Origin of the sequence: Streptomyces phaeochromogenes, from assembly GCF_001418655.1 — a bacterium.
Taxonomy (GTDB): Bacteria; Actinomycetota; Actinomycetes; order Streptomycetales; family Streptomycetaceae; genus Streptomyces; species Streptomyces phaeochromogenes.
The window spans coordinates 1-19,369 of the sequence record NZ_LIQZ01000395.1 but is presented as its reverse complement, the minus strand read 5'-3'; the positions used below and the strand labels follow the sequence as shown (position 1 = coordinate 19,369).

Sequence of the window (19,369 nt, the reverse complement as noted above, 5' to 3'; positions counted from 1 at the left end):
CCTCCGGCCGGGGGTGCCCCCATCTAGCTTCGCTCGCACACGAAGATCGCCGACCCCGGGATGAGGTTTCCCCGAAGGGGCGACCAGCCGCCCCACTCCTGGGTGTTCCAGGCGGGCCACTGCGGCTCGACCAGGTCGACCAGCCGGAAACCGCCCGCCACCACGTCCCGGACGCGGTCGCCGACCGTCCTGTGGTGCTCGACGTACACCGCGTTGCCCTCGTCGTCCTGCTCGACGTACGGCGTGCGGTCGAAGTACGAGGAGGCCACGGTCAGCCCCTCGGGGCCGGGCTCGTCGGGGAAGGCCCAGCGGATCGGGTGCGTGACGGAGAAGACGAACCGGCCGCCGGGCCGCAGCACCCGGTGCACCTCCCTCAGGACCTTCACGGGATCCGCGACGAAGGGCAGCGCCCCGTAGGCGGAGCACGCGAGGTCGAAGGAGGCGTCCGCGAACGGCAGTGCGCCGGCGTCCGCCTCCACGAGCCCCACTCCCTTGGCGCCGATCCGCAGCGCGTGCTGGAGCTGGCGGTGCGAGAGGTCCAGGGCGACCGGACGGGCCCCCTGGGCGGCCAGCCAGCGCGAGCACTGGGCGGCACCCGCGCCGATCTCCAGGACGTCCTTTCCGGCCAGTTCCTCCATCGGCCCGAGCAACTCGGCCTCGATCTCGTCGAGGCCCTCGGGGCCCCACACGAAACGGTCGTCGCCGAGGAACGTGCCGTGCTCGACCTGGTACTCGTCCGCGTTCCGGTCCCACCAGCCACGATTGGCGCGGGTGCTCTCGCCGGACCCCGCCTCCCGTCGTGTCGCCTCGGGCTCGAACGGTTCGGGCTCTTGGATGATCGGCTCCCTCGTACTAATCTGCGGGCTCTTCCGTCCGACCCGTCCCCGACGGGCGTCACACAAGGGGCGCCGCAGGGCCCTCGTGGCCTCGTGAGACAGGTCTTGTGCCGGGTATGCGGCGTTCCGCCCCGGGTGTGCGCCTTCGCGCATTGACCCTGTCCGGCTGCCCCCGTATGCTACAAGTTGCGCTGCGGGCCTGCGCTCCTCAGACGTAGCAGGCTGCGCTCGCATCTGTTGTATGTCCCCTCGGTTTTCGAGGCGCCACCGGCAAGTGTTCGTCATTGAACACGCCCGGATTCGGCGCTTCCTTGGCTGTCCGGCTTCTTCAGAGCGAAACGGGCTCCCGGCGTAAGCAGTACCTACGACTCACTGTCCGTACCGGAGCCCTTACCCACATGACGAGCAGCACCGAGACCACCGCCACCACCCCGCAGGTTGCGGTCAACGACATCGGTAACGAGGAAGCCTTCCTCGCCGCGATCGACGAGACGATCAAGTACTTCAACGACGGCGACATCGTCGACGGCGTCATCGTGAAGGTCGACCGGGACGAGGTCCTGCTCGACATCGGTTACAAGACCGAAGGTGTCATCCCGAGCCGCGAGCTCTCGATCAAGCACGACGTCGACCCCAATGAGGTCGTCAAGGTCGGCGACGAGATCGAAGCCCTTGTTCTCCAGAAGGAGGACAAGGAAGGCCGCCTGATCCTCTCGAAGAAGCGCGCCCAGTACGAGCGCGCCTGGGGCACCATCGAGAAGATCAAGGAAGAGGACGGCATCGTCACCGGCACCGTCATCGAGGTGGTCAAGGGTGGTCTCATCCTCGACATCGGCCTCCGTGGCTTCCTGCCGGCTTCTCTCGTCGAGATGCGCCGTGTCCGCGACCTCCAGCCCTACGTGGGCAAGGAGCTCGAGGCGAAGATCATCGAGCTGGACAAGAACCGCAACAACGTGGTCCTGTCCCGCCGCGCCTGGCTCGAGCAGACCCAGTCCGAGGTTCGCCAGACGTTCCTCACCACCCTGCAGAAGGGTCAGGTCCGCTCCGGCGTCGTCTCCTCGATCGTCAACTTCGGTGCCTTCGTGGACCTGGGTGGCGTCGACGGTCTCGTTCACGTCTCCGAGCTCTCCTGGAAGCACATCGACCACCCCTCCGAGGTTGTCGAGGTCGGCCAGGAAGTCACCGTCGAGGTCCTCGACGTCGACATGGACCGCGAGCGTGTCTCCCTGTCGCTGAAGGCGACGCAGGAAGACCCGTGGCAGCAGTTCGCCCGTACGCACCAGATCGGTCAGGTCGTCCCGGGTAAGGTCACCAAGCTCGTTCCCTTCGGTGCGTTCGTGCGCGTCGACGAGGGCATCGAGGGTCTGGTCCACATCTCCGAGCTGGCCGAGCGCCACGTGGAGATCCCGGAGCAGGTCGTCCAGGTCAACGACGAGATCTTCGTCAAGGTCATCGACATCGACCTCGAGCGTCGCCGGATCTCGCTGTCCCTGAAGCAGGCCAACGAGTCCTTCGGTGCCGACCCGGCCTCGGTCGAGTTCGACCCGACGCTGTACGGCATGGCCGCGTCGTACGACGACCAGGGCAACTACATCTACCCCGAGGGCTTCGACCCCGAGACCAACGACTGGCTCGAGGGCTACGAGTCCCAGCGCGAGGTGTGGGAGAACCAGTACGCCGAGGCGCAGACGCGCTTCGAGCAGCACCAGGCTCAGGTCATCAAGTCCCGCGAGGCGGACGCCCAGGCCGAGGCCGAGGGTGTCGCCACCCCGGGTGCGGCTCCGGCCGCCTCCGGTGGCAGCGGTGGCGGCGGTTCGTACTCCTCGGAGTCGGACGACAACTCCGGCGCCCTGGCGTCGGACGAGGCGCTGGCCGCCCTCCGCGAGAAGCTGGCCGGAGGCCAGAGCTGATCGCACACCTCTAGGCAGTAACTAGCTGGTGACTGCGGGCCCGCACCCTTCTGGGTGCGGGCCCGCAGTGCGTTGACCGGCGGAGGCGTTCAGCCGGCCGGAAAGCCCGTGGTTGCAGAAACTTGCGGGATACATGAATAACTGATGGGCCGTAACCGGCCATTGGGAGGCTTCCTCGGTCGTTCAAGATCGAGAAGGGGAGCCCCAGTCATGGCACAGCCTCAGAGCGGTCCTGGTACGAGTCGGCGTTCGTTCCTGCGCAAGGTGGGCCTCACCGGCGGCGCGGGCACGATGTTCGCCACCATGGGAGCCCTCGGTCTCGCTCCCACCGCCCAGGCGGCCCAGCGCGAACAGCCCTTCCACGCCCCGAAGCCGAGCGACTTCACGCTCAGCGGGCGCGGCGCGGCCAAGGTGGTCGTCGTCGGCGGCGGCATCGCCGGCCTCACGACCGCGTACGAACTCGGCAAGGCGGGCTACGACTGTACGGTCCTGGAGGCCAGAGACCGCACCGGTGGCCGCAACTTCACGGTGCGGGGCGGCGACACCACCACCGACCTGTACGGCAACCGGCAGACGGCCCGCTTCGGTGACGGGCAGTACATGAACGCGGGCCCGGCGCGTCTGCCCCAGTGGATGGTCACTCTTGACTACTGCCGCGAACTCGGTGTGCCGCTGGAGGTGTTCACCAACGTCAACGCGGACGCGTACCTCTTCAACGAGTCGGCCGGCATGACCGAGCCGATGCGGTACCGCACGGCGAAGGCCGATGTCTACGGGTACGTCTCGGAGTTGCTCGCCAAGGCCACCGACACGGGCGCTCTCGACGCGGAGTTGACCGCCGAGGACCGGGAGAGGCTCGTCGAGTTCCTCAAGGACTTCGGCGACCTGGGAGACACGCTGGACTACACGGGCGGCGAGCGCCGCGGATACGAGGTCGTCCCCGCGGCAGCGGGCACCCCCGGTGTGCTCCTGGGTGACATCCCGTCCGCCTCCGAGGTGTTCGCGAGCGGCGTCGGCCGCTACTTCTCCTTCGAGTTCGGCTTCGACCAGGCGATGCTGATGTTCCAGCCGGTGGGCGGCATGGACCGGATACCGCGCGCCCTGACGAGGGCGATCGGGGGCCATCGCATACGTACGGGGGCCGTCGTCTCGAAAATCACCGACAAGGGGAGCGGTGTCACCGTCACGTACGCCCAGGGCGGCCGGACCAGAAGCATCGACGCCGACTACTGCGTCGGCGCGCTGCCGCCCAACATCCTCGCCAAGATCCCGCACAACCTGGGCGCGGGCGTACAGACCGCGCTGGAGGCGATCACCCCGTCGTCCGCGGCCAAGATCGGCCTGGAGTACCGCTCCCGCTGGTGGGAGCTCGACCACCGGATCTACGGCGGCATCACCGAGACCGACCAGGACGTCACCCACATCTGGCACCCGTCCCACGGCTTCCACGGCGAGCGCGGCGTCATGATCGGCTACTACAACTACGGGGCCGACGCGGACGCGTACGCGAAGCTCACGCCCAGGGAGCGCGAGACGCGTGCGGTCGCCGCGGGAGTGAAGATCTACGGGGCGAAGTACCGCACCGAACTGGCGTCCTCCTTCTCCCACCACTGGCGCCAGACGCCCCACCTGGAGGCCGCCTGGCACACGACCACCGGCGGTCCCGACCACGTCCGCTACAAGCCGCTCAACGAGCCCACAGGGCGCGTCTACTTCGCCGGTGACTGGCTCAGCTACACGGACGCCTGGCAGCACGGCGCGTTCACGTCCGCCCGCAAGGCCGTCACCGCGCTCCACGCGCGCGTGCTGGCGTCGTAGCGCCGGGTGGCGCCGGGTAGCGCGGGCACGGCGTTGGTCATGGCGTTGGCATGGTGTCGTGCACTGTCATGGCGATGTCAAGGCGCGGTCGCAGCGCATGAGAAGGAGGTAAAAGGGGGCAGCGAACGGGCGTGAGCGGGGAATGCTCGTGTCCTGGTCCGCGTTGTGGAGTACGAACACGAGGAGGAGCGGTCACTGTGCTTGATCCGCAGGGTTTGTACGCATGGGAGCCGAAGGGCCTGGCTGTCGTCGACATGGCGCTCGCCCAGGAGTCGGCCGGTCTTGTCATGCTCTACCACTTCGACGGATACATCGACGCGGGCGAGACCGGCGACCAGATCGTCGACCGGCTGCTCGACTCGCTGCCCCATCAGGTCGTGGCCCGCTTCGACCACGACAGGCTCGTGGACTACCGCGCCCGGCGCCCGCTCCTGACGTTCAGGAGCGACCGCTGGGCCGACTACGAGGAGCCCACGCTGGACGTGCGGCTCGTCCAGGACGCCACCGGCGCGCCCTTTCTGCTACTCTCCGGCCCCGAGCCGGACGTCGAGTGGGAGCGCTTCGCCGCGGCCGTCCAGCAGATCGTTGAGCGCCTCGGCGTGCGCCTGTCCGTGAACTTCCACGGCATTCCCATGGGCGTACCGCACACGCGCCCCGTGGGTCTCACGCCGCACGGCAACCGCACGGACCTCGTACCGGGCCATCGCAGCCCCTTCGACGAGGCCCAGGTCCCCGGCAGCGCCGAGTCGCTGGTCGAGTACCGCCTGATGCAGGCCGGACACGACATCCTGGGCGTCGCCGCCCACGTGCCGCACTACATCGCCCGCTCTCCGTACCCGGACGCGGCGCTGACGGTCATGGAGGCCATCACGGCGGCCACCGGTCTGGTACTGCCCGGGATCGCGCACGCCCTGCGCACCGAGGCGCACCGCACACAGACCGAGATCGACCGGCAGATCCAGGAGGGCGACGAGGAACTGGTCGCGCTCGTCCAGGGGCTTGAGCACCAGTACGACGCTGCCGCGGGCGCCGAGACGCGGGGCAACATGATGGCCGAGCCGGTGGAGATTCCGTCCGCGGACGAGATCGGGCTCGAATTCGAGAAGTTCCTGGCGGAGCGGGAGGGCGACGCGTAGTCGCTTCGTTTTGATCCCGGCTTCCGTCTGCGGATTGGTTGGGGCTGGGCGCGTTCACGCGGCGGAGCCGTATGTGGACACAGCCCCGCGCCCCTTCGGGGGCGCCCGGCCGGGGGCTTGTCGGTGGTGGGGCCTAAGCTCGTGGGCATGCTGAAGGTTGGTCTGACCGGTGGGATCGGGGCCGGTAAGAGTGAGGTGTCGCGGCTGCTCGTGGAGCAGGGCGCCGTACTGATCGATGCCGACAGGATCGCGCGGGAGGTCGTGGCGCCGGGCACCGCGGGGCTCGCAGCGGTCGTGGACGCCTTCGGTGAGGGCGTGCTCGCCGAGGACGGCAGCCTGGACCGGCCCAGACTCGGGTCGATCGTCTTCGCGGACGCCGAGAAGCTCGCCGTGCTGAACTCGATCGTGCACCCCCTGGTGGGCGCCCGCTCCCACGAGCTCGAAGAGGCCGCCGCGGAGGACTCCGTGGTCGTGCACGACGTCCCCCTGCTCGCCGAGAACGGCCTCGCACCGCTCTACGACCTCGTGATCGTCGTCGACGCTAGCCCCGAGACCCAGCTCGACCGGCTCGTGCGGCTGCGCGGTATGACCGAGGAGGACGCCCGCGCCCGGATGGCCGCCCAGGCCACGCGCGACAAGCGCCTGGAGATCGCGGACGTCGTCATCGACAACGACGTACCACTGGAAGCCCTGCAGCGGCGGGTACGGGACGTGTGGGCGGATCTGGTCCGGCGGGCCCGGGGCGCCTCGGAATAGTGGGCCCCTTGGGGGCGTTGATTCCGTGCAGTGAGGGAAGGACTCAGCCGTGCCCGAGACCAGCGGATTCACCGGACGTACTCCGGAGACGCATGTCATCGACTTCCGTGCCGCCGAGCAGTTGCTGGCCGCGCGGGATCCGCGGGGTGCGGTGAAGCTGCTGGACCGAGTCATTGCCGCACATCCCGAGAACACCGCGGCCCGGCTGCTGCGCGCGCGTGCCTTCTTCGCGGCGGCGCAACTGCGGCCCGCCGAGCTGGAGTTCACCATCGTGCTGGAGCGCGAGCCGGACAACGCGTTCGCGCACTTCGCGCTCGCCCGCACCTATGAGCGCTCCGGCCGCTCCGACCAAGCTCTGCGCCACTTCAGGCTCGCGGCGGCGCTGGATCCGCAGCCCGAGTATCTGGCCGCGGCGCGGTTCGACTCCTGAGTCACGGACGAGTTCTGGGGGTGCGGGACGACTCCTGACACGAGGCCGTCGGCGCTGCGAGGCTGAGAGCCGGCCGCTGAAGTGCGCGCCCTAGAGGCGGTGTTCCGGTGGTCGGTACGGCGGGATGTCGGGGCCGGGCTGATAGTGGGGTCCCTGGCGGATGTGCCTCAGGACCATCGCCAGGTCGACGGTGACGATCAGCCACAGCACTCCGCAGGCGATCGCCCAGCCAGGCCGCCCGGCGACGGCGAACGCGGCCGTCCCGACGATCGCCCAGACAAGGCCCCACACGCTGAGCCACAGGCGCGCCCTGAGGACACTGCGCGCTGTTGTCGGTTCACTGCCCGTACGCATCGGGATCACTACTCCTACGGGGAAACGTACTCTTCGTGGTGCACGTTCACCAAGAGGCGGACGAACGGGGAGCAACTGTGCTGGTGGAGGAGCTGCGGGCGGACGAGAGGCTCGCCGGATGGCTGAAGGACCTGGAGAGCGAGGGCGAGCCCGACGGCCCGCGGGCGGAGGACGTCCTGCCGGACGCGATCGCGCTGCCGGACGTCCTGCTCGACCTGTCCGTGCCGCACGAGTACGTCAACGAACTCGTCGCGCTGCGCGGCAGGCTGGTGGCGGACCCGGAGGCGATGACGCTGCTGCGGCGGTGCGTCGCCCGGTTCGTACGTGGCATGGGGGAGATCGGCAAAGGGTGGGAGCCGCCCGCGTTCCCGGAGTCCACCGGAGCGCTGGGCCGCACCTTCCATGTGTTCGTCTTCGTCGCCGCGCTGCCGTATGTGCGCGCCTATCACCTGCAGCGGGGCGTGCCGGCGGACGTGTCCCGGCGCACCCTCGCCGACCTGGGCCGGCACATGGCCGTGCACCGGCGACGCGTCGGCACCAGCGGGCTGCTGGTGCCCTGGTGGATCGGGCTGCACTTCCACGGGGAGCTGTACCAGCTGGGGCGGCTGCAGTTCCAGCGCGCGCGACTCGGCGGCCACACGGGGGAGGCGGCCTCGGCCGCGGGACTCGACACCGGCCCCGGAGACCTCTGTCTGAGCGTGCACATCGCCGACTTCCGGGGACCTCTGTCACCAGAGGCCTGCGACCAGTCGCTGGACCTGGCACGGGAGTTCTTCGCCCGCCACTATCCGGACGAGCGCTACGCGGTCGCGGAATGCCACTCCTGGCTGCTCGACCGGCAGTTGCAGCGGTACCTTCCGGCGGACTCCAACATCGTGAGCTTCCAGGAGCGGTTCCGGATCGCGTACGAGGAGACGAAGGCGGACGACAAGGGTCCCGTGGGATTCGTCTTCGGCGACCCGGACCTGCCGGTGGAGGAGTTGCCGCGGCGGACCAGGGTCGAGCGGGCGGTCGTGGACCATCTGCGGGCGGGCGGCCACTGGTACGGCGGACACGGCTGGTTCGCGTGGTGACAGAAGGATCCGAAAGAACCCAAGCAACCCAAGCAACCCAAGCAACCCAAGCAACCGAAAGGATTGTGACCGGCTCACGCCATTCGCGGTCAACTACCGTTCAGTTCCTGGCCAGTTCGCGGTGTCACTCGAACGGGTGGTGTGGGCGGTGGTGGGAACGGCGCGGCGGGCACGGGCCGTTGGGCTGGTATGACGATCGAGATGCGTGAGGGACACGAAGGGACAGGACCCGGCGCCATCACGCCGGACGGCTGCGCGGTGGAGCTGTACTCGCGGCTGTCCGTCGGGGACGAGCCGGACATCATCGCCGGGGCGGTGCCGGCGGGGGCGCACATTCTCGAACTGGGCAGCGGTGTGGGGCGTATGACCCACCCGCTCCTGGAGCGGGGCTTCACGGTGACGGCCGTGGACGAGTCGGCCGAGATGCTGGAGCGGGTGCGTGGGGCGCGCACGATATGCGGCCCCATAGAGACGCTCGACCTGGCGGGGGAGAAGTTCGACGTGGTGATGCTCGCGTCGTTCCTCGTGCACGACGGAGACGACGAGGTGCGGCGCGGGATTCTCGACGCCTGCCGGAGCCATGTCGCGGACGACGGGTGCGTGCTGATCCAGCGCGAGGGGGAGGACTACCACACGAATCTGCCGCGCGAGCGGCAGGACCCGAGCGGCTTCACCATCCGGATACTGTCCGCGGAGCCGGTCGGGAACGGGATCAACTCGGTGCGGGCGGAGTATGTGTTCCCGGACGCGGTGTGGACGCAGACGTTCCTCGCCCGGCCGCTCACGAAGGAGGCGTTCGAGGAGGCGCTGGGAGAGTCGGGGCTGAAGGTCGACCGGTATCTGACGGAGGACCGGGTGTGGGTTCGGGCGGTGCCGGCGTGATGACCTGACGGCCTGAAGAGGGCGAAGTCCCTTTGTGGGGCAACGAATTCTTCGTGCGGCGATGAGTTTCGGACACCGGGCCGGTCTTCCTCTGTGACAGCAACGCGCACCGCTTCACACAGGAGATCCCCATGTTCGAAACCACCGCTACCGTCACCTCCGGCTCAGGCTCCGGCCCCGTCATCGCCGAGTCGCCGACCGCCCGTGGCCGTCGTGCCCGCCTCGCTCTGCGGGGACTGCAGGTGCTGCTCGCCCTCTTCTACGCGTTCGCGAGCGCGCTGCCCAAGCTCATCGCGCACCCTTCGGCCGCCGAGGGGTTCAACGAGATGGGCTGGGGCAGCGCGGGGATGTACAGCATCGGGGCGCTCGAACTGGCAGGTGCCGTCGCCCTGTTGATCCCGGTGCTCTCGTCGGTGGCGGCGGTGTCGCTGGGCGCGCTGATGGTGGGCGCGTTCATCACGCAGATCACCGTGTTCGGAGGGGAGAACGCGGCGACCCCGGTCATCCTGATACTTCCGCTGGCGCTCATAGCCTGGGCACGGCGGAGGGATGCGGCCGAGCTGCCGAGGCTGATCTTCTGCCTCCGACGCTCCTGAGCGCGCCCAAAGGGGCGCGGGGAACTGCGCGACCGGCCACGGACGGCCCGCACCCGGCGCACCTGCACCCACTCTCGCCTTCGTCCCGCCAGGGCAGGGTCAAGACGTAGGTGCCCCGGGGCCGCCATCAGGTGCGCCAAGCCCCCGCAGCCGTTCCAGTTCGCGCCGATCCCGCTTGGTGGGCCGTCCCGTACCCCGGTCGCGGACACCCGCCGGGGCGACGGCCTCGCGAGGCGGAGGCGGCGGACTGTTGTCGACGAGGCACTCGGCGGCGACCGCCGCGCCGACCCGCTTGCGGATCACACGCTTCACGACGACGACCCGCTCCCGGCCGTCGTGCCGCAGCCGGACCTCGTCGCCGACGCGGACGGTGTGCGCGGGCTTGACGCGTTCGCCGTTCACCCGCACATGGCCTCCGCGGCAGGCGGTGGCACCCATCGAACGGGTCTTCACGAGGCGCACGGACCAGATCCAGCTGTCGACGCGCACGGTCTCACCGGTCGAGGGCGCCGCCGCTTTCGCGGCTGCCTTCGCGTCGGCCACGGCGGCGTCGGAGCCGCCCGCGCCGGTCCCGTCATTGCCGTTGCCCTGAGTCCCTGAAGCCATGGTCCGACCTTAGTCCTCGACGGGCCGGCAGCCGGAACCGTTTTCCGCCGGGCATACCGTGGGGGGCATGGAGCAGGAGTACGGCCTGGCCGAGCTGGACGAGCGGATCGCCGGGTGCCGGGCCTGCCCGCGGCTGGTCGACTGGCGGGAGGAGGTGGCCCACACGAAACGGGCCGCCTTCGCGGACTGGACGTACTGGGGCCGCCCGGTGCCGGGCTTCGGGCCGCCGGACGCCTCGCTGCTGGTGGTCGGACTCGCGCCCGCGGCACACGGCGGGAACCGGACCGGGCGGATGTTCACGGGAGACCGGTCCGGGGACGTGCTGTACGCGGCGCTGCACGAGGTGGGGCTGGCGTCCCAGGCCACCTCCGTGAGCAGCGACGACGGGCTGGCCCTGCACGGCGTACGCGTCACCTCGCCCGTGCACTGCGCGCCGCCCGCCAACAAGCCGACGCCGGAGGAGCGGGACACCTGCCGGCCCTGGCTGGTGAGCGAGCTGCGGCTGCTCAGGCCCACCCTCCGCGCGGTCGTCGTGCTCGGTGCCTTCGGCTGGCAGGCCGCGCTGCCCGCGTTCGCCGGGGCGGGGTGGACGGTGCCCCGGCCCCGGCCGGCCTTTGCACACGGGGCACGGGTCACGCTGGACGGCCCCGACCGGCCGCTGGAGCTCTTCGGCTGCTTCCACGTCAGCCAGCGCAACACCTTCACGGGGCGGCTCACCCCCGAGATGCTGCGAAGCGTGCTGCGCACGGCGGCGAAGGCGGCGGACCTGCCGACCCGACCGTACGAGGGCTAGAGCCGCGCGCGACCAGCAACGGACGCCCCGCAGCGCCGGTTCCCGCGTTCCCGCGGAGCGCTCAGCGTCGCGCCCGGTCCCGTTCGCCCGCCGACTGCACGAACTGCAGCTCAAGGGTGGCCGGGGGAGGGGCGACACCGGGGCCGCCGGCCTGCGCCCAGCGGAGTATCTCGTCGGTGCAGTCGTCGCCCATCGACCAGCCGATCCAGACGGGCCGGCCGCCTCGCCTGCGGCCCTCGCCCGACGGCTGTACGACGATGATGTTGGCTTGATCGCACGGGCCGAGGCAGTCCGTCGTACGGACCGCGAGGCGGCCGTCGGAGGCCTCGGCCGCGGCGCGCAGCCGGTCCAGCTGCCACTCGTGGTCGTAGTCCGGGTACTTGCGGGCGTCACCGCAGCAGCAGCCGCGGCAGACGACGAGCGTGCAGGGACGGGTCCTCGCCGCACCGATGGCCGTACGGACGGTCACGCTTCTCCCTCGGAGCCCGAGCCGGAGCCGGAGTTGGCAGTGGAATGGGCGGCGGGGCCGGGGTCGCTGTCGCCGAAGAGGTGGCGCACCGTCGAGCGGTAGTTGGCCTGTACGTGGGCCAGGGCGTGGGCGCGGGCCAGCTCACGGTCGCCGGAGGCGATGGCCGCGTACAACTCGCGGTGTTCGGCGAGGAGTTGGGGCCACTCCTCGTTCTGGCGGGTGAGCCAGCGCAGTCGGCCGTCGACCGGCTCCATCACGGAGATCAGCAGGCTGTTGCCGGCCATCGCCAGGATCCGGTCGTGGAAACGGGTGTTGATGTCGGTGATCGCCTCCGCGTCGTCCGCGCGGGTCGCGTCCGCCGCGCGGTCGAGGAGCTCCTCCAGCTCGGCGAGGTCGGCCCGGGTGGCGCGCTGCGCGGCCAGCCCGGTGGCGTACACCTCCAGGGCCTCGCGCAGTTCGAAGAGTTCCGCGACGTCCGTCGGGGTCAGGTGGCGTACGACCGTGCGGCGCGGGGTCTCGAAGAGGACGAAGCCCTCGGTGACCAGGGCCCGGATCGCCTCGCGGACCGGTACGCGGGAGACCCCGAACCGCTCGGCCAGCTCCCGCTCGACCAGCCGGTCGCCGGGCAGCAGCCGCCCGGCGATGATCTCCTGCCGCAGCGAGCTGAGGACCCGCTCGCGCACCGCCCCCAGCGGTTCCACCGTTGTCATGGGTCCATCCTCGCCGAACCAGGGACGGTTTTACCGAGCTGTAACCGTACGGACATGGCGAGATGTCGTCGGCGGCGAGACTATGACCTCAGTTTGGTATACCAAAACTGCAAGCGGCTGCTCCCCGGGCCTCAGGCCTCAGCCTCCCTACGTTCCCCTCCACGCCCCACCCCGCACGCTCCCCGTCCCCGTCCCTGTCCCCTCACTCTCCTCGAACCCGCACCGGCACCCGCCCTCGCACCCGCACTCCCCGCAGTCCTCCCGTCGTCCCCTCGCTCATGGAGGCCTTGTGTCCCTCGCCGATCCAGCCACAGCCACCGGCACTCCGGCGTTCGTCCCCGATCCCCGGCTCACCAACGAAGACCTCGCGCCCGCGGGCAAGCGGAACTGGAAGGTCTTCGACCTCTTCGCCATGTGGATGTCCGACGTCCACAACCTCGGCAACTACACGTTCGCGGCGGGCCTGCTGGTCCTGGGCATGAACGTCTGGCAGATCTTCACGTCCCTGCTCGTCGGCTTCGTGCTCATCTACGTCGGCATGAACTGGATGGGGAAGATCGGACAGAGCCACGGTGTGCCCTTTCCCGTGATCAGCAGGATCAGCTTCGGGGTCTGGGGCGCCAACATCCCGGCCCTGATCAGGGCCGTCATCGCCATCATGTGGTACGGCATCCAGACCTATCTGGCCTCCGTCGCCGTCAACATCATGCTGCTCGCGGCCTGGCCCGGCCTGGAGTCCTGGACCCACAGCTCCTTCCTCGGCCTCGACGCGCTCGGCTGGGTGTCCTTCCTCTCGCTGTGGCTGCTCCAGGCGCTGATCATCAGCCAGGGCATGGAATCCGTACGGAAGTTCCAGGACTTCTGCGGTCCGGCCATCTGGCTCGTCATGATCGCCCTCGCGATCTGGATCCTCGCCAAGGCCGACTGGACCATCTCGCTCACGACGACTCCGAACCCGGTCTCCGTCGGTGAGCAGTGGCGCCAGTGGTTCGGCGCGATCGGGCTGATCCTCGCCACGTACGGCACGCTGATGCTCAACTTCTGCGACTTCTCGCGCTTCGCGCCCGACTACAGGACGGTCAAGCGCGGCAACTTCTGGGGCTTGCCCATCAACTCGACCGCCTTCGTGATCGTGTCGGTCATCGTGACGGCCGGCTCGCTGGAGGTGTTCGGCAAGGCGATCACCGACCCGGCCCACCTCGTCGCCGAGATCGGCAACACCTGGGTCCTGGTGCTGGGCGCGCTGACCTTCGCCATCGCCACCATGGGCGTCAACATCGTCGCCAACTTCGTCTCGCCCGCGTACGACCTGGCCAACGTCTGGCCGCAGAAGATCACCTTCAAGGTCGGCGGCCTGATCAGCACGGTGGCCGCGCTGGTGGTGACCCCGTGGAACCTCTTCTCCAACCCCACGGTCGTCCAGTACTTCCTCGGCGGTCTCGGCGCCTTCCTCGGCCCGCTGTTCGGTGTGATCATGCTCGACTACTTCTGGGTCAAGCACGGCCGCATCGACGTCGACGAGCTCTTCAACGCCGAGCCCGGATCCCGCTACTACTACCGCAAGGGCGTCAACCCCAAGGCCCTGTGGGCGTTCCTGCCCGCTGCGGCGGTCTCGGCGGTGCTCGCCCTGGTGACGACGTTCAGCGAGGTCGCCCCGTACTCGTGGTTCATCGGGACGGCGCTGGCCGCCGGACTGTACGCGCTCCTGTGCCGCTCCGAGCGCGCCGCGGCCCCCGCCCCTGTCACCGAGCCGGCGTCGGCTTCGGCTCCCGTGGAGGGCTGAGCGTGCGGATCGTCGTCACCAACTGCAACACGACGCAGGGGATGACCGAGGAGATCGTGCGAGGTGCCCGGGCCGCAGCAGGCCCGGGCACCACCGTGCTCGGACTCACTCCCGCCTGGGGACCCGAGTCCGCCGAGGGCTGGCTCGACAGCTATCTCTCCGCGGCTGCCGTCATCGACACCCTGCGGACGTACGAGGGTCCGTACGACGCCGTCGTCATGGCCGGCTTCGGGGAACACGGGCGCGAGGGCGTACGGGAACTCGTGGACGTACCCGTCGTCGACATCACCGAGGCCGCCGCTCATCTCGCGTGCCTGCTCGGGCGGCGGTACGGCGTCGTCACCACGCTGGAGCGGTCGGCCGGGCAGATCGAGGACAGCCTGTACGGGGCCGGGGTGGCCCAGCACTGTGCCGCCGTCGTGGGCACCGGGCTCGGTGTCCTCGACCTCGGCGACTCCGAGCGAACGGAAGCGGCCTTCGTGGCCGCCGCCGAGCGGGCCCGGGACGCGGGCGCCGAGGTCCTGGTGCTCGGGTGCGCCGGGATGACCGGGCTGCAGCGGGCGGTGGGGGAAAAGCTGGGGCTGCCGGTCGTCGACGGGGTGGGCGCGGCGGTGAAACTCGCCGAGTCGCTGGTGTCGCTGGGCCTGACGACGAGCCGGGCGGGGAGCTATGCCAAGCCCCTGCCGAAGCGGCGTACTTGGGGGCCGCCGTCGGAGTGATTCTCTCCACCCCCGAGCGGCGAACGGGCTGGCCGGGCGCGGCTGACCGCAGACTCCGGGGGAGCGGCGCCGGTACGTGGGCGGTGCCCCGCGGAGGAGTCGCCGCCGTTGCCTCCGGCGGTGGGAACGGAGTCGGTCGTGGTCGCTGGTGTGGGTGCCTGTGTCCGGTTGGTTGCCTGTGTCACCCGTGCCTGTGCCACCCGTGCCCGTCTCCGGTTGGTTGCTGGTGTCCGGGGCCGGGTGGTCGCTGTCGTGCTTGCCGCTCTGGTGGTCGTCGCGTCGGCGGGTGTGTGGGGCGCCGGGACTTCGGGTGCACGTGAGGTGTCGGACGCAGGCGGGGTATCGGGTGCGCGCGGAGTGCCGGGCGTCGGTCCTGCCGGGCGAGGCGGGCCGCAGGTGAGGGGGCCCGGTCCCGTGGAGTCCTTCTGGGTCGATCCCCGGTCCCGCGCCGCCCTGCAGGCCGCCGAATGGCGCCTTACCGGGCGGACCGCGGACGCCCTGCTCATGGACCGGATCGCCACCCGTCCCCAGGCCGAGTGGCTCAACGGCCCCGCGTCCCGGGCGGTGGTGCGGGCCCGTACCAGCGCCGCCGCACGACAGGGACGTACGGCCGTACTCGTCGCGTACTACATCCCGCACCGCGACTGCGGGTCGTACTCGGGAGGCGGGGCCTGGAACGCCGCGGGCTACCGGAAGTGGGTCGACGAGTTCGCGACGGGGCTGGGCGACCGGGACGCGTACGTGATCGTCGAACCGGACGCCGTGGCACAGACGGTGGCGGGCTGCTCCTCGGTCGTGGCCGAGGACCGGTACGCCCTGCTGGCGTACGCCGTGGACCGCCTCAAGCGGCAGCCCGGTACCCGCGTCTACCTCGACGCGGGCAACTCCGCCTGGCTGCCGGACACTTCGAAACTGGTCGAGCCGCTGACGCGGTCGGGCGTCGCCCGCGCCGACGGCTTCGCGCTGAACGTCTCCAACTTCCAGACGGACGCGGCCAGTTCGGCGTACGGGAATCGGCTGTCGGCGGCTCTCGGCGGCAAGCACTTCGTGATCGACACCAGCCGCAACGGCAACGGGCCCTACACAGGCACCGATTCCTGGTGCAACCCGCCGGGCAGGGCCCTGGGAACACCGCCGACCACCGCCACGGGCGCCCCGCTGATCGACGCCTACCTGTGGATCAAGCGCCCGGGCGAGTCCGACGGCACCTGCCGGGGCGGACCGACCGCCGGGCAGTGGTGGCCGTCTTACGCGCTGGAGCTGGCCCGGAACACCCGGAACACCCGGAACGCCCGCGGTTGAACGGGCGCGGCCGGGGTGTGGCGTGCCGGTCCGGTCTGGGCCGGGACGTCAGTCGGTCGAGGGGTCGGGGTCGGCGTCGAGGACGCGGTCGTCGAGGTGTGCGGCGAAGTGCTCCGCCTGCCGGGCCATGATGTCCCGCATGGAGGTGCCGCGCGGGACGCCGTACACCGTGCCCGGGAAGTCCAACTCCCTTTGCACTTCCCACAGTTCGTCGTGCTGACCAGGTGCGAAGAGTTTGGCTTCCGGGGCGCCGGCGGCGATCCAGCCGATGGGTACGACCGAGCCGGGCGGCAGGATCGAGTTGGCGTGCAGCACGCTGTTGATCCGCAGCTCCGAACCGGCGCCCACGACGGCTCCGGGGAAGGCGGAGGCTCCGGTGGCCACGAAGACCTCGTCCTCGATCCGGGCGCCGTTGACGTGGGCGTGCGGGCCGATGAGTACGGCGTTCCCGATGAGCACGGGGTGCCGTCGCCGTCCCCGTACGAGGGCGTTCTCCATGACGACGACGTTCTCGCCGGTCCGTACCTCCCCGTCCTCCGCGGTGAGTACGGCGCCGTGCAGTACACGGGCCCGTTCGCCGAGGGTGACCGCGCCACAGAGGACAGCGGTCGGCGCGACGTACGCAGAGGCCGGGACGACGGGGCGCTGCCCACGGTGTTCGATCAGCATGAGGGGACTCTAGGCCTGGTCGGAAGCGGCGTCCGGGATCACGGCCGTGGCCGTGATCTCCACGAGCTGGCCGGTGTAGCCCAGGCACGCGACGCCGAGGAGGGTGGAGGAGTGCGGGCCGACGCTGAGGAGGGAGGCCTCCACGACGTCCCACACCTCGGAGAGCACCGCGGGGTCACTGCTCACGACATACACATCGGTGTACGCGACGTGCTCGAAGTCGCTGCCGACCGCCCGGAGTTGCTCGCCCAGGTTCGCGATCACCCGCTCGGCCTGCCGTACGGGATCGCCCGGGCCGACGAGCTCGCCGTCGGCGTTGAGGGGCACGGACCCGGCGAGGAAGGCGAGACGCGTGCCCGCCTCGACGACGGAGGCGTGCGAGTAGGTGGGCGGCGTGAAGAGGGTGGGGACGGTGACGCGCTTCAGCATGGGTGGCCTCCCGCGGACTGACCGGTGGATGTCGAGGGAATCGGTGGCTGTTGAGGGACAACCCGCCGATCATGCGGCCCCGGCTTGCGGGGCCGCATCCGAATATCCTCCGCCGGTCCTCCGGGAGGTGTTGCCGGCCGCCGCCGGCCATCACCTGGTGGCCGACGGCGACCGTCACCGGGTGGTGAACTCGGCCGTCACCGGGTGGTGAACTGGGCCGTCCCCAGCGTCGCGAACCACTCCCGTATCAGCTTCTCGTCCTTCGTCGCCGCGAGCGAGAGGAGCAGCAACAGCCGGGCCTTCTGCGGGCTCAGGTCCTCGGCGCCGATGACGCCGGTGGTGCCGGTCGAGTCGTACACCGCGCCCGATCCGGTACGGGTGGTCGACGCGAACGTCACCCCCTTCTTCACCGCGTCCGTCCGCGCGGTCGACATCGCGGGCGATATGCCCCCGGCGCCCGTGCCCGCCGTCACGACCCCCTTGGCGCCGCCGTCCGCGAACGCCTTGATCGCCTCGCCGCCCGCGTCCTGGTACGAGTACGCGATCTCCACCTTCGGCAGCGGCTTGCTCTCCTTGGCGCTCACCTTGCCGACGATCCGGTCCAGGTCGAAGGGCGTGCGCCAGGCGCTCTTGCCGCACTTCTGGACGCGGGCCGGTGCCCGGTTGAGCCGGATGTTGTCCTGGTCGACGGCGCCGAGCACCCCGGAACGCCCGCTCTCGAAGGTGTCCATGCGCAGTGCGTTGGTCTTGCGGACTTCCCGGGCCGCCTGGATCTCGTCGTTGAGCATGACGACGGTCCCGTAGCACTTGGTCTTGCGGCTCGCGGCGAGCTTGATGGCGTTGTAGAGGTTGGCCGGCGCGTCCGTGCCGATGACGGTCCACGGCCGCATCGAGCCGGTGAGGACGACCGGCTTGTCGCTGCGCACGGTCAGGTCGAGCCAGTACGCGAACTCCTCCATCGTGTCCGTACCGGTGGTGACCACGACGCCGTCGCTCTTCTTCAGCGCGGCGTCCACGGACGCGGTGAGCTTGCGGTAGTCCGCGATGGAGTACCCGCTCGACCCCTTGTTCCCGAACTGCTCGGTCGTCACCTTGGCCAGCCCGTTCACCTCCGGCCGCAGCTCGTCCACCATCTTGGAGATCGCGAGCTGCCCCGACTTGTAGTCCTGGAACGAGACGCGGTTCGTGCTGACGCCGGAGATGGTCCCGCCCGTGCCGATCACCGCCACTTCGGGCTGGTCCTTCCTCTCATCGGCATGGGCGCTCGCGCCGGCCAGCGAGACTCCCGCGGCTACGGCGAACGAACAGAGCAGGGCGGTTGTACGGTGGGCGATCTTCACGGGTGGCACGGCTCCTTGCGGGTCGGTGATCGGCGCTCGCCGCCGACCGTAGGAAGCGGTGTTTTCCCGAGCGTTGCGTGCACGTGTCAATCACCGTGTGCGGAGATTTCCCCGGCGGGCGGGCCGAGTTGCTCAGGCGGTGGACCGAAGAGACTCGGGCCGACGGGCCGAGTTGCTCAGGCGGAGGACCGAGGAGACTCCCAACCCTGGTTCCGCAGGACGTCCGACACGTCCGGAGCCCGGTAGTGGTCCCCCTTGAGGACCTTGCCGTCGGCCCGGCGGCTGACCCGCCCGTCGGGCCCCAGCTTCGTCATGTTGGCGCGGTGGATCTCGGCGATGACCGCGTCCAGGTCGATGCCGTGGACGAGCGCGGTGCCGTACGCGACGTACACGACGTCCGCGAGCTCGTGCGCCAGCCGGTCGAGCGGCCCGGCGACCGAGACCTCGGCCACCTCGGCGGCCTCCTCCGCCAGCAACTCACCGCGATGGGCCGCGAGTTCCGGGGAGACCTCTGTGGGTGTCGTGCGGGCGTCGAGTCCGAAGGCCAGATGAAATTCATGGACGAGACGTGCGGGGGAGGAGGGGGAGGAGTGCATCCGGGGACTTTATCGAGGGGCGCGGACAGGGCCGGTAACCGGAACCCCTATGCTCCGTTGAGTCTTCAAGCATGGCTGGCGTGTGGGCCTGTACGCCCCGCCGCCGTCAGGAACGACCAGGAACACCTAAGGAAGCCCCATGACTGTTCCCCCCACCAACCC

General features: G+C 70.0%; 21 protein-coding genes. 12 read left to right on the top strand and 9 right to left on the bottom strand.

Annotated elements, in window-relative coordinates; genetic code table 11:
- Nucleotides 1-23 precede the first annotated feature (23 nt).
- Nucleotides 24-989 (bottom strand): class I SAM-dependent methyltransferase, encoded by a 966-nt coding sequence (locus AOK17_RS39890; RefSeq protein WP_079053545.1) that lies wholly within the window; start codon nt 987-989, stop codon nt 24-26.
- Between the two features lie 245 nt (nt 990-1,234).
- On the opposite strand from AOK17_RS39890, the gene rpsA reads away from it, so the two are divergent.
- From rpsA to AOK17_RS39865, 5 genes are all read left to right on the top strand, one after another.
- Nucleotides 1,235-2,746, top strand: a complete 1,512-nt coding sequence (gene rpsA, locus AOK17_RS39885; protein WP_055617517.1) for a 30S ribosomal protein S1 — start codon at nt 1,235-1,237, stop codon at nt 2,744-2,746.
- 291 nt (nt 2,747-3,037) lie between these two features.
- A complete protein-coding gene (locus tag AOK17_RS39880; RefSeq protein ID WP_107102623.1) occupies nt 3,038-4,564 on the top strand; it encodes a flavin monoamine oxidase family protein in 1,527 nt (508 codons plus the stop codon).
- 197 nt (nt 4,565-4,761) lie between these two features.
- Nucleotides 4,762-5,700 (top strand): PAC2 family protein, encoded by a 939-nt coding sequence (locus AOK17_RS39875; RefSeq protein ID WP_055617515.1) that lies wholly within the window; start codon nt 4,762-4,764, stop codon nt 5,698-5,700.
- Nucleotides 5,701-5,847: 147 nt separating this feature from the next.
- Entirely contained in the window at nt 5,848-6,456 is a 609-nt protein-coding gene (gene coaE / locus AOK17_RS39870) for a dephospho-CoA kinase (protein ID WP_055617523.1), read from the top strand.
- Nucleotides 6,457-6,505: 49 nt separating this feature from the next.
- The gene (locus tag AOK17_RS39865) at nt 6,506-6,886 is read left to right on the top strand and encodes a tetratricopeptide repeat protein (RefSeq protein WP_055617514.1); all 381 of its coding nucleotides are present in this window, start codon (nt 6,506-6,508) and stop codon (nt 6,884-6,886) included.
- 90 nt (nt 6,887-6,976) lie between these two features.
- Here the strand turns inward: AOK17_RS39865 and AOK17_RS39860 are convergent, their stop codons facing one another.
- On the bottom strand, nt 6,977-7,240 hold the full coding sequence (locus AOK17_RS39860; protein WP_055617513.1) for a DUF6343 family protein: 264 nt from the start codon (nt 7,238-7,240) through the stop codon (nt 6,977-6,979).
- Between the two features lie 35 nt (nt 7,241-7,275).
- Here AOK17_RS39860 and AOK17_RS39855 point away from each other — a divergent pair, with 35 nt between their 5' ends.
- The 3 genes from AOK17_RS39855 (at nt 7,276) to AOK17_RS39845 (ending at nt 9,791) form a co-directional block, all read left to right on the top strand.
- Nucleotides 7,276-8,313 (top strand): acyltransferase domain-containing protein, encoded by a 1,038-nt coding sequence (locus AOK17_RS39855; protein ID WP_425424675.1) that lies wholly within the window; start codon nt 7,276-7,278, stop codon nt 8,311-8,313.
- A gap of 189 nt (nt 8,314-8,502) precedes the next feature.
- Nucleotides 8,503-9,195, top strand: a complete 693-nt coding sequence (locus AOK17_RS39850; protein WP_055617511.1) for a class I SAM-dependent methyltransferase — start codon at nt 8,503-8,505, stop codon at nt 9,193-9,195.
- Between the two features lie 131 nt (nt 9,196-9,326).
- Nucleotides 9,327-9,791 carry a DoxX family protein gene (locus tag AOK17_RS39845; protein WP_055617510.1) on the top strand — a complete coding sequence of 155 codons (465 nt, stop codon included), beginning with the start codon at nt 9,327-9,329 and terminating at the stop codon, nt 9,789-9,791.
- Nucleotides 9,792-9,890: 99 nt separating this feature from the next.
- Here the strand turns inward: AOK17_RS39845 and AOK17_RS39840 are convergent, their stop codons facing one another.
- Entirely contained in the window at nt 9,891-10,397 is a 507-nt protein-coding gene (locus tag AOK17_RS39840; RefSeq protein WP_055617509.1) for an RNA-binding S4 domain-containing protein, read from the bottom strand.
- A gap of 67 nt (nt 10,398-10,464) precedes the next feature.
- Here AOK17_RS39840 and AOK17_RS39835 point away from each other — a divergent pair, with 67 nt between their 5' ends.
- Nucleotides 10,465-11,190: a uracil-DNA glycosylase gene (locus tag AOK17_RS39835; RefSeq protein ID WP_055617508.1), complete on the top strand. Its 726-nt coding sequence runs from the start codon at nt 10,465-10,467 to the stop codon at nt 11,188-11,190.
- 61 nt (nt 11,191-11,251) lie between these two features.
- On the opposite strand, the gene AOK17_RS39830 is transcribed toward AOK17_RS39835, so the two are convergent.
- Complete coding sequence (locus AOK17_RS39830; protein ID WP_055617507.1) at nt 11,252-11,659, bottom strand: hypothetical protein; 408 nt, start codon at nt 11,657-11,659, stop codon at nt 11,252-11,254.
- Nucleotides 11,656-12,369: a GntR family transcriptional regulator gene (locus AOK17_RS39825; RefSeq protein ID WP_055617506.1), complete on the bottom strand. Its 714-nt coding sequence runs from the start codon at nt 12,367-12,369 to the stop codon at nt 11,656-11,658. Before AOK17_RS39825 ends, AOK17_RS39830 begins: the two co-directional genes overlap by 4 nt.
- Nucleotides 12,370-12,658: 289 nt before the next feature.
- Here AOK17_RS39825 and AOK17_RS39820 point away from each other — a divergent pair, with 289 nt between their 5' ends.
- The 3 genes from AOK17_RS39820 (at nt 12,659) to AOK17_RS39810 (ending at nt 16,173) form a co-directional block, all read left to right on the top strand.
- Nucleotides 12,659-14,152 (top strand): NCS1 family nucleobase:cation symporter-1, encoded by a 1,494-nt coding sequence (locus AOK17_RS39820; protein ID WP_055617505.1) that lies wholly within the window; start codon nt 12,659-12,661, stop codon nt 14,150-14,152.
- A gap of 2 nt (nt 14,153-14,154) precedes the next feature.
- Nucleotides 14,155-14,871, top strand: a complete 717-nt coding sequence (locus AOK17_RS39815; protein ID WP_055617504.1) for an aspartate/glutamate racemase family protein — start codon at nt 14,155-14,157, stop codon at nt 14,869-14,871.
- A 414-nt stretch (nt 14,872-15,285) separates the two neighbouring features.
- On the top strand, nt 15,286-16,173 hold the full coding sequence (locus tag AOK17_RS39810; protein WP_245697664.1) for a glycoside hydrolase family 6 protein: 888 nt from the start codon (nt 15,286-15,288) through the stop codon (nt 16,171-16,173).
- A gap of 48 nt (nt 16,174-16,221) precedes the next feature.
- Here the strand turns inward: AOK17_RS39810 and AOK17_RS39805 are convergent, their stop codons facing one another.
- The 4 genes from AOK17_RS39805 to AOK17_RS39790 all read right to left on the bottom strand — a co-directional run bounded on the left by AOK17_RS39805 (nt 16,222) and on the right by AOK17_RS39790 (nt 19,207).
- Nucleotides 16,222-16,842 carry a gamma carbonic anhydrase family protein gene (locus AOK17_RS39805; protein ID WP_055617503.1) on the bottom strand — a complete coding sequence of 207 codons (621 nt, stop codon included), beginning with the start codon at nt 16,840-16,842 and terminating at the stop codon, nt 16,222-16,224.
- A 9-nt stretch (nt 16,843-16,851) separates the two neighbouring features.
- A complete protein-coding gene (locus tag AOK17_RS39800; RefSeq protein ID WP_055617502.1) occupies nt 16,852-17,271 on the bottom strand; it encodes a RidA family protein in 420 nt (139 codons plus the stop codon).
- A 197-nt stretch (nt 17,272-17,468) separates the two neighbouring features.
- Nucleotides 17,469-18,611, bottom strand: coding sequence for an asparaginase (locus tag AOK17_RS39795; RefSeq protein WP_055617501.1), 1,143 nt, complete (start codon nt 18,609-18,611; stop codon nt 17,469-17,471).
- Between the two features lie 176 nt (nt 18,612-18,787).
- Nucleotides 18,788-19,207 carry a pyrophosphohydrolase domain-containing protein gene (locus AOK17_RS39790; protein WP_055617500.1) on the bottom strand — a complete coding sequence of 140 codons (420 nt, stop codon included), beginning with the start codon at nt 19,205-19,207 and terminating at the stop codon, nt 18,788-18,790.
- Nucleotides 19,208-19,369: the final 162 nt, after the last annotated feature.